Below are 8,759 nucleotides of genomic sequence, written 5' to 3'. Positions count from 1 at the left end.
GGCCCGCCGTGAGCGCCGACGCCCTTGCCGCGCTGCTCGCCCGCGGCCCCGTCATGGCGCCGGGCGAGGTCTGGCTGGCCGGCGCCGGCCCCGGCGACCCGAACCTGCTGACGCTGGAGGTGCTGGGCGCGCTGGGCCAGGCCGATGTCATCATCCATGACGCGCTGATCGAGCCCGAGGTGCTGGCGCTCGCCCGCCCCGGCGCCGATCTCGTCTTCGTGGGCAAGCGCGGCGGCCGCCCCTCGGCCCGCCAAGCCGAGATCACGTCCATGCTGGTGGCCGAGGCCCGCGCCGGCCGCCGCGTGCTGCGCCTCAAGGGCGGCGACCCCTTCGTCTTCGGCCGGGGCGGCGAGGAGGCGGTGGCGCTGGCCGAGGCCGGCATCCCCTTCCGCGTGCTGCCGGGCCTGACCTCGGGCCTCGCCGCCATGACGGCGGCCAGCATCCCGGCCACGATGCGCGAGACCAACCAGGCCATCATCCTCGCCACCGGCCACGCGGCCGACACCTCCCAGGCGCCGGACTGGGCGGCGCTGGCGCGCACGGGCCAGCCCATCCTGCTCTACATGGCCACCCGCACGCTGCCCGCCATCGTGGCGGCGCTGCTGGAGGGCGGACTGCCGCCCGCCACGCCCGCCGCCGTGGTGGTGGGCGCGACCACGCCCGACCAGTCCGTGATCGTCACGCGGCTGGATGCGCTGGCGGAGATGGACATTCCCTCGCCCGCCATCATCGGCATCGGCGCCATCGTGGCGGTGCGCGAGCGCCTGCTGGCGCATGCCGGCAGGTTGCTCGCCTGAATGCGCGGCCTGGTCATCGCCGCCCCGCGCTCCGGCGCGGGCAAGACCACGGTGACGCTGGGGCTGCTGGCGGCCCTGGCCGCGCGGGGCGTGGCAGTGCGCGCGGCCAAGATCGGGCCGGACTACATCGACACGGGCTTCCACGCCGCCGCCACCGGCCGTCCGGGGATGAACCTCGACAGCTGGGCCATGCCGGAGGCGCTGCGCGATGCCCTGCTGGCCGAGGCCGCCCAAGGCGCCGACCTGCTGCTGGCCGAGGGCGCCATGGGCCTGTTCGACGGCATCCCGGGGCCGGAGGGACAGCGCGGTTCCGCCGCCGACCTCTGCGCGCGGCACGGGCTGCCCGTGCTGCTGGTGCTGGATGTGGGCGGGCAGGCGCAGACCGCTGCCGCCCTGCTGCGCGGCTTCGCCACCCATGACCCCGCCGTGCGGATCGCGGGCGTGGTGCTGAACCGCCTGGGTAGCCCGCGCCACCGGCGCCTGGTGGAGGAGGCGATGGCGCCGCTCGGCATTCCCGTGCTGGGGGGCATTCCCAAGGACGCGCCGCCCGGTTTGCCGGAGCGCCATCTGGGCCTCGTCCAGGCCGAGGAACACCCGGCCCTGGCCGAGGCGCTGTCGCGGCTGGCCGCCATGGCCGAGGCGCATCTCGACCTGGACGGCATCCTGGCCGCCGCGCAGCCGGTGCGGCTGCACCCCGGCCGGGCTGTGGCGCTACGCCCGCCCGGCCAGCGCATCGCGCTCGCGCGGGATGCAGCCTTCACTTTCGTCTATGGGCATGTGCTGGCGGGGTGGCGCGCGGCGGGGGCGGAGGTTTTTCCTTTTTCGCCCCTGGCGGACGAGGCGCCGCCCGCCGATTGCGATGCCTGCTGGCTGCCCGGCGGCTACCCGGAACTGCATGCCGGCCGGCTGGCCGCCGCCGCCCGTTTCCGCGCGGGCCTCGCCGCTTTCGCCGCGACGCGGCCGGTGCATGGCGAGTGCGGCGGCTACATGGTGCTCGGCCAGGCGCTGACCGACGCGGCCGGCACCACCCATGCCATGACAGGGCTGCTCGGCCACGCCACCAGCTTTGCCACGCGGAAGCTCCACCTGGGCTACCGGCGCGCGCGGCTGCTGGCGGATGGGGCGCTGGGCGCGGCCGGGCAGCATCTGCGCGGCCATGAATTCCACTACGCGACCGAGGCCAACCCCGGCACCGACGCCCCTTTCGCCACGCTCCAGGATGGCGAGGGCCGCGACCTCGGCCCGGCCGGCGGGCGGCGCGGCCACGTCTCGGGCAGCTTCTTCCACATGATCGCGGAGGAGGCGCCCCCATGCTGACGCGCGCCTTCGAGACCCCCGCCTTCCGGGACGGCTTCGCGGAACTGCTGCGCTGGCGGCGCGACGTGCGGCGCTTCCGGCCCGACCCCGTGCCGCCCGCCCTGGTCACGCGGCTGCTGGAGATGGCGACCCTGGCCCCCTCGGTGGGCCTGTCCCAGCCCTGGCGTTTCCTGCTGGTGGAAAGCCCTGACCGTCGCGCCGCCATCCGTCGCGAGTTCGAGGCCAGCAACGCCGAGGCCGCACGGATCTATGCCGGCGAGCAGGCGTCCCGCTATGCCGCGCTGAAGCTGGAGGGGCTGCGCGAGGCTCCCATCCATCTGGCTGTCTGTGCCGCGCGCGACCCCGTGGCGGGCCACGGTCTCGGCCGCCAGACCCAGCCGGCGACGCTGCGCGATTCGGTGGTCTGCGCCATCCACACCCTCTGGCTGGCGGCGCGGGTGGAGGGGCTGGGCCTGGGCTGGATTTCCATCCTGCGGCCGGCGGTGGCCGAGGCCATCCTGGACGTGCCGTCGGGCGCCGAGCTTGTGGCCTACCTGGTGCTGGGCTGGCCCGAGGCGGCGGGCGAGGAGCCCGAGCTGGCCGTGGCGGGCTGGGAGCAGCGCCAGGGCCTCGCCGCCGTGCTGGAGACGCGCTGATGTCCTTCCCCGAAGCCCAGGCCCGCCTGGACGCGCTCGCCAAGCCGCCCGGCAGCCTGGGCAAGCTGGAGCGCCTGGCGCTGCGCCTCGCGGCAACGCAGGGGCGGCTCGACCCCCGCACGCGCCCGCGTCGCCTGGTCATCTTCGCGGGTGATCATGGCGTGGTGGCCGATGGGGTCGGGCTCTGGCCCTCCACCGTCACGGGCGCGATGATGCGGCTGATGCGCGAGGGCCGTTCCTCGGCCAGCGCGCTGGCCCGCGCCGCCGGCGCGGAGTTCCTGCTGGTGGATGCGGGCTCGCTCGCCGAGGGCATCGCGCCGGGGCCGGGCTTCCTGGACGCGCGGGTGGGGCGCGGGACGGCGAGCCTGGCGCATGGGCCCGCCATGTCGGTGGCCGAATTCGACGCCGCCTGGGCGCTCGGCGCGCGGGTGGCGGAGCAGGCCGCCGCGCAGGACATCGCCGTGCTGGCGTTGGGCGAGATGGGCATCGGCAACACCACCGCCGCCGCCGCCCTGGGCGCGCTGCTGACGGGAGAGGCGCCGGAGGCCATGGTCGGCCCCGGCGCGGGCGCCAGCCCGGAAAGCCTGTCCCGCAAGCGCGCCGTGGTCGCCGCCGCCGTGGTGCGGGCGCGGGCCGAACATGACCTCCGCGCCGCCATTGCCGGGCTGTGCGGTTATGAGATCGCGGCACTCGCGGGCTGCATCACGGAGGGCAGCCGGCGGCGCCTGACCGTGGTGCTGGACGGGCTGATCGTGGGCGCGGCCGCCCTGGTGGCGCAGCGCCTCGCGCCCGGCGCACTGGAGGGCGCCATCGCCGCGCATGTCGGCGCCGAGCCCGGCCATGCGCGCATGTTGGCAACGCTGGGCCTCGAACCCTTCCTCGACTGGGAGTTGCGCCTGGGCGAGGGCAGCGGGGCCGCCCTGCTGCTGCCGCTGCTGGACGCCGCCGCGGCGCTGCTGACCGAGGTGGCGACGCTGGCGGAAGTCACGGGCGGCTGATGCGCGACTGGGTGCAGCCCGCGGCGCTGGCGCTGCGCTTCCTGAGCCGCCTCTCCCTGCCGGGCGAGGACATGGCCCGCTTTGGCCGCGACCTCCCGCGCGCGCTGATGTTCTTCCCGCTGGCGGGCGCGCTGTTGGCGGGCCTGACCGCGCTGGTGCTGCTGGGCGCGGCGCAGGTCTTTCCGCTCTATCTCGCGGTGCTGCTGGCGCTGGCTTTCGACGCCTGGCTGGGGCGCGGCCTGCACGAGGACGCGCTGGCCGATCTCTGCGACGGGCTGGGCGGTGGCCGCACGCCCGAGGAGGTGCTCCGCATCATGAAGGACAGCGCCATCGGCGCCTTCGGGGCGCTGGCGCTGGTTTTCGCCGTGGCGCTGCGCGTGGCGGCCCTGGTGGCGCAGGACGACCCCTGGCGCGCCGGGCTGGTGCTGGTGGTGGCCGGCGCCGTGGCGCGGCTGCTGATGCTGGCGGTGATCTGGCGCGTGCCCGCCCTGCCGGGGCTGGGTGGCAGCGTGGCCGGTGCCATGGACGGGCGGCGCTTTGCCCTGGCCCTGCTGCTGGCGTTGCCGGTGCTGGCGGTGGGGGCCTGGCTCTCGCCCGCCGGGATGGGACTGGCCCTGCTGGGCGCTGGCGCCTTCTTCCTCTGGTATCGCGCCCTGCTGCTGCGCCGGCTGGGCGGGGCCAATGGCGATGCCATGGGGGCCGCCGCCTGCGCCGGGCTGGTGCTGGTGCCGCTGGGTTTCGCCGCGTGGTGATCATGCTGCGCCACACGGAGGTGGCGGCGCATTGGCGCGGGCGCTGTTATGGCGCGAGCGATGCGGGGCTTTCGGCCGAGGGCCGGGCGGCGGCGCGCCATCTGGCCGCGACGCTGGAGGGCACGGGCATCACACGGGTGCAGGCTTCGCCGCTGCGGCGCGCGCGCTTCCTGGGGGGGCTGCTGGCCCGACGCCTCGGCCTGCCGCTGGACATCGTCCCCGCCCTCGCCGAGCGCCACTTTGGCGACTGGGAAGGCCAGTCTTGGGACGCGATTTATGACGCCCATGGCGACGCGATGATGGGCATGATCGAAGCCCCCGACAGCTTCCGTCCCGGCGGCGGCGAGACCACCATGGAACTTGCCGCGCGGATCGAGGCCTGGTTCGACGCGCTGCCCCCGCGGGAGGGCGTGCTGGCCGTCACCCATGGCGGGCCGGTGGCCGCCTTGCGCGGGCGGCTCGCGGGCCAGCCGGTGCGCGGCTGGCTCGCCCTGGTGCCGGCGCTGGGCGAGGCGGTGCGCCTGCCCGGCTGACCCCGCTACGCCGCTTGCAGGCGCGCCACCAACCGACCAACCTCGGCCTGGAGCATCTCGCCCTGGCGGGCCACGCCCTCGGCACCCGTGCGAAGTTCCTGCAGGGCGCCCGTCGTCTCGCTGATGCCCTCGTTCACCCGCTCGACCTGCTGGGACACCGCGCCCGTGCCCGCCGCGGCCTCGCCCACATTGCGCGCGATCTCGCGCGTGGCCGCGCCTTGTTCCTCCACCGCCGCGGCGATGGCGGCCGCGATCTCGCTGGAGCGTTCGATGGTGACGCCGATGGTCTTGATCGCTTCCACCGCGTGGCCCGTCGCGCCCTGCATTTCCGCGATCTGGCGCGCGATCTCCTCGGTCGCCTTGGCGGTCTGGCCGGCCAGGCTCTTCACTTCGCTGGCGACCACGGCGAAGCCCTTGCCGGCCTCGCCGGCACGGGCCGCCTCGATGGTGGCATTGAGCGCCAGCAGGTTCGTCTGGCCCGCGATGTCCCCGATCAGCCGCACCACCTCGCCGATGCGGCTCGCCGCCTCGGCCAGCGTGCGCATGGTGCCGTCCGTGGCCCGTGCCTCGTCCGAGGCCTGCTGTGCCACCGAGGCCGCCTCGGCCACCTGTCGCGTGATCTCCGCGACGGAGGAGGCCATCTGCTCGGCCGCCGTGGCCACCGCCTGGACGTTGGTGCTGGCCTGGGTGGCGCCCTCGGCCGAGGCGCTGGCCTGCTCGGAGGTGCGGTTCGCGAGGCCCGCCAGGCTGTCCACCGTGGCCTGCAACTCGGTCGCGGCGCCGGCCAGCGTCGTGCTCACGCCGCCCACGGTGCGCTCCAGCTCGACCGCCATGGCGCGCTGCGCGGCGCGACGCTCCTCCTCGCTGCGAAGGCGCGTGGCTTCGGCCTCGGCCTCCAGCGCGCGGGCTCGCGCCGAATTTTCCTTCAGCACCGCCACGGCGCGGGCCAGCGTGCCGATCTCGTCGCGCGTGGCCGTGCCGGTCACTTCCACCGCGAGGTCGCCCTCCGCAATGCGAGCCACCTGGCCGGACAGTTGCGACACCGGCCGGGCAATGCCGCGCGCCAGCGAGAGGCCGGCCAGCAGCGCGAAGAGCGCCGCGAGACCCGTGCCCAGCATCAGGGCGAGGCGTGCCTCGCCAAAGGAGGCGGTGGCGGCGGTGCTGCGCTCATCCAGCAGCCGGCGTTCCAGCGAGGCGATTTCCTCGGCCTTGGCGCGCACCGCGTCCATCGCGGCCTTGCCCGCGCCCTCTTCCTCCATGCGGCGCGCCTCGCGGCGTGAGGCCTCGTCCCCACGTGCCATCAGGGCGATCTGTCGGCCGGCATGACCCTCGGTCCAGCTGCGCGCCGCGCGGTCGAGTTCGTCGAGCCGCGCCTGCTGAGCCGGGTTGTCGGCGGTGAGGCGGCGGAGGGTGGCCATCGCGTCGGCATAGCCCCGCCGCCCCGCCTCGAAGGGTTCGAGGAAGGCGCGGTCGCCGTTCAGCAAGTGCCCGCGCACCCCCGTCTCCTGGTCCACCATGGCACCCACCAGGCGATCGGCCTGGGCGAGCACACGGTAGGTGTGGCGGTTCCAATTCGTCGCGGATTCGATATCCGCGAGGCGAAACCAGGTCACCGCGCCCGCGACGGTGGCGGCGAGTATGACGACGGAGAAGGCAATGCCAAGCTTGCGGCTGATGGAGGGGTTGCCGAGCCGGTTCAGAAGATTCATGGGCAGGTTCCCTGATGGAGGGCCCTGGCCGCGCGGTGGAACCATGGGGGTTCGGCCGCGCGGCCGTGGCCGCGCGGGGAACCTCATCCCCCACAATAAAAAGAGAATTAACTTCGCGGCCGGCGCCGCAACCTTACGTTCTTTTTAACCCGCCAGCACGCCGCGCCGCACCTGGTCCAGCTCGATGCTCTCGAACAGGGCGCGGAAATTGCCCTCGCCGAAGCCCTGGTCGCCCTTGCGCTGGATGATCTCGAAGAAGATCGGCCCAATGACGGTGTGGGTGAAGATCTGCAGCAGCCGCCCGCCGGAGGGCGAGCCATCCATCAGGATGCGGTTGGCGGCCAGCCGCGCGATGTCCTCGCCCGTGTCCGGCAGGCGCTGGGGCAGCAATTCGTAATAGGTGTCGGGCGTGTCGAGGAAGCCCACGCCCTGGGCGCGCAGCCCCTCCACGCTCGCATGGATGTCGGTGGTGCCCATGGCGATGTGCTGGATGCCCTCGCCGCCATAGGCGCGGAGATATTCCTCGATCTGCGACTTGTCGTCCGCGCTCTCATTGATCGGGATTCGGATCTGGCCGCAGGGGCTGGTCATCGCCTTGGACTTGAGGCCTGTCAGCTTGCCCTCGATGTCGAAGTAGCGGATCTCGCGGAAGTTGAAGAGGCGCTCATAGAAGCCGGCCCAGGCGTCCATCCGCCCGCGATGGACGTTGTGGGTGAGGTGATCAATCACCGTTAGACCCTGGCCCGCGGGGTTGGGGTCCACGCCTTCGATGGGTCGGAAATCCACCTCGTAAATGGAGCCGCGCGGCCCGTAGCGGTCCACGAAATAGATCAGCGAGCCGCCGATGCCCTCGATGGCCGGGATGTTCAGCTCCATCGGTCCCACCCGGCCGTGGAAGGGGCGGGCGCCCAGGGTCAGGGCGCGGTCCCAGGCGGCTGCCGCATCGGCCACGCGGAAGGCCATGGCGCAGGCGGAGGGCCCATGCACGCGGCCGAAGGATTGCGCGAAGCTCGCGGGCTCGGCGTTGAGCAGGAAGTTCACGTCGCCCTGGCGCCACAGAGTCACGTCCTTGCTGCGGTGGCGCGCGACGGCGGTGAAGCCCATGCGGGTGAAGACCTGGCGCAGATGCTCGGTGTCCGGCCCCGTGAATTCCACGAATTCGAAGCCATCCGTGCCCATCGGGTTCTCGGCGCTGACGACGCCGGCGAGGGCGGTGCGGTCGGGGGGGATGTCCATGGGCATTTCCTTGGGGTTTCCCGCCCTGTCTAGCGAAGCGGGGGGAGGGTTTTTCGCCTTTCTCCATGCCATATTGCGGTGCTGATGGCGGAGATTCGCCACGAAAGGGCCTTCGCATGGCGAAAAACCCCACCATTCCGCTGGACGCCACCGACCGGCGCATCCTGGCGGCCCTCCAGCGCGACGGGCGGGCCAGCATCGTGGAGCTGGCCGAACGGGTCGGGCTCTCGCCCACGCCCTGCCAGCGGCGGGTCCGGCGGCTGGAGGAGGCGGGCGTCATCCAGGGCTATGCCGCCCGCGTGGACGCGGCGCGGGTGGGGCTGCCCTTGCAGGCCTTCGTGCAGGTCGCGCTGCAAAGCCATGCGGAGGAGGTGGTGGAGCGCTTCCACACCGCGCTGGCCGCCCGGCCCGAGGTGCTGGCCGCCTACACCATGTCCGGCGAGATGGACTACCTGCTCCACGTGCTGGCGCCCGACATGGAGGCCTTCGGCGACTTCGCCACGCGCGCCCTGCTGCGGATGCCGGGGGTGAAGGAGACGCGCTCGGCCTTCGTGCTGGCCACGCTCAAGCCGCCAGCGGAAGTGCCGACCTGAAGTTCAAGTTCCGGTTGACAGCGCCCGGGTGCTACGGCGAGCATTTTCTCGTGCCATCGGCACGCTTGAGGAAACGCGACGCAATCTCCCCGCAAAAACCGTGACGCGCTGGCCGATACTGGACATTAACCTCCCTGGCCCCAGCTTGGTGCCTGTGGCGGCCACGCCGCGCGCCTGCCCATCGCTCAC

At 73.5% G+C, this 8,759-nt stretch carries 9 protein-coding genes; 7 read left to right on the top strand and 2 right to left on the bottom strand.

Going from position 1 to position 8,759, the window contains the following annotated elements:
• Positions 1-8: 8 nt before the first annotated feature.
• From cobA to JTN19_RS00665, 6 genes are read left to right on the top strand one after another with little or no spacing between them, the layout of a single operon-like run.
• Positions 9-797 carry a uroporphyrinogen-III C-methyltransferase gene (gene cobA / locus JTN19_RS00690; protein WP_340643247.1) on the top strand — a complete coding sequence of 263 codons (789 nt, stop codon included), beginning with the start codon at positions 9-11 and terminating at the stop codon, positions 795-797.
• Complete coding sequence (locus JTN19_RS00685) at positions 798-2,114, top strand: cobyrinate a,c-diamide synthase (RefSeq protein WP_206929006.1); 1,317 nt, start codon at positions 798-800, stop codon at positions 2,112-2,114.
• Entirely contained in the window at positions 2,108-2,749 is a 642-nt protein-coding gene (gene bluB, locus JTN19_RS00680; RefSeq protein ID WP_206929004.1) for a 5,6-dimethylbenzimidazole synthase, read from the top strand. The genes JTN19_RS00685 and bluB overlap by 7 nt, the downstream gene beginning before the upstream one ends.
• Positions 2,749-3,747 (top strand): nicotinate-nucleotide--dimethylbenzimidazole phosphoribosyltransferase, encoded by a 999-nt coding sequence (cobT, locus tag JTN19_RS00675; RefSeq protein WP_206928995.1) that lies wholly within the window; start codon positions 2,749-2,751, stop codon positions 3,745-3,747. Before bluB ends, cobT begins: the two co-directional genes overlap by 1 nt.
• Positions 3,747-4,499, top strand: a complete 753-nt coding sequence (locus JTN19_RS00670; RefSeq protein ID WP_206928992.1) for an adenosylcobinamide-GDP ribazoletransferase — start codon at positions 3,747-3,749, stop codon at positions 4,497-4,499. Before cobT ends, JTN19_RS00670 begins: the two co-directional genes overlap by 1 nt.
• A 2-nt stretch (positions 4,500-4,501) precedes the next feature.
• Positions 4,502-5,032: a histidine phosphatase family protein gene (locus JTN19_RS00665; RefSeq protein ID WP_206928990.1), complete on the top strand. Its 531-nt coding sequence runs from the start codon at positions 4,502-4,504 to the stop codon at positions 5,030-5,032.
• A gap of 5 nt (positions 5,033-5,037) precedes the next feature.
• On the opposite strand, the gene JTN19_RS20300 is transcribed toward JTN19_RS00665, so the two are convergent.
• The gene (locus JTN19_RS20300) at positions 5,038-6,741 is read right to left on the bottom strand and encodes a methyl-accepting chemotaxis protein (protein ID WP_206928988.1); all 1,704 of its coding nucleotides are present in this window, start codon (positions 6,739-6,741) and stop codon (positions 5,038-5,040) included.
• A 144-nt stretch (positions 6,742-6,885) separates the two neighbouring features.
• A complete protein-coding gene (gene hppD, locus JTN19_RS00655) occupies positions 6,886-7,977 on the bottom strand; it encodes a 4-hydroxyphenylpyruvate dioxygenase (protein ID WP_206928986.1) in 1,092 nt (363 codons plus the stop codon).
• A 116-nt stretch (positions 7,978-8,093) separates the two neighbouring features.
• On the opposite strand from hppD, the gene JTN19_RS00650 reads away from it, so the two are divergent.
• Complete coding sequence (locus JTN19_RS00650) at positions 8,094-8,570, top strand: Lrp/AsnC family transcriptional regulator (protein ID WP_206928984.1); 477 nt, start codon at positions 8,094-8,096, stop codon at positions 8,568-8,570.
• Positions 8,571-8,759 lie beyond the last annotated feature (189 nt).

This window comes from Roseococcus thiosulfatophilus (assembly GCF_017311575.1).
Classification (GTDB): Bacteria; Pseudomonadota; Alphaproteobacteria; order Acetobacterales; family Acetobacteraceae; genus Roseococcus; species Roseococcus thiosulfatophilus.
The sequence above is the reverse complement of the archived record's forward strand: the minus strand, read 5'-3'. Positions and strand labels throughout refer to the sequence as shown.

Coding starts and splice junctions, on each gene's coding strand:
- JTN19_RS00685 (WP_206929006.1), top strand. CDS start 798: ATGCGCGGCCTGGTCATCGCCGCCCCGCGCTCCGGCGCGGGCAAGACC.
- bluB (WP_206929004.1), top strand. CDS start 2,108: ATGCTGACGCGCGCCTTCGAGACCCCCGCCTTCCGGGACGGCTTCGCG.
- cobT (WP_206928995.1), top strand. CDS start 2,749: ATGTCCTTCCCCGAAGCCCAGGCCCGCCTGGACGCGCTCGCCAAGCCG.
- JTN19_RS00670 (WP_206928992.1), top strand. CDS start 3,747: ATGCGCGACTGGGTGCAGCCCGCGGCGCTGGCGCTGCGCTTCCTGAGC.
- JTN19_RS00665 (WP_206928990.1), top strand. CDS start 4,502: ATGCTGCGCCACACGGAGGTGGCGGCGCATTGGCGCGGGCGCTGTTAT.
- JTN19_RS20300 (WP_206928988.1), bottom strand. CDS start 6,741: ATGAATCTTCTGAACCGGCTCGGCAACCCCTCCATCAGCCGCAAGCTT.
- hppD (WP_206928986.1), bottom strand. CDS start 7,977: ATGGACATCCCCCCCGACCGCACCGCCCTCGCCGGCGTCGTCAGCGCC.
- JTN19_RS00650 (WP_206928984.1), top strand. CDS start 8,094: ATGGCGAAAAACCCCACCATTCCGCTGGACGCCACCGACCGGCGCATC.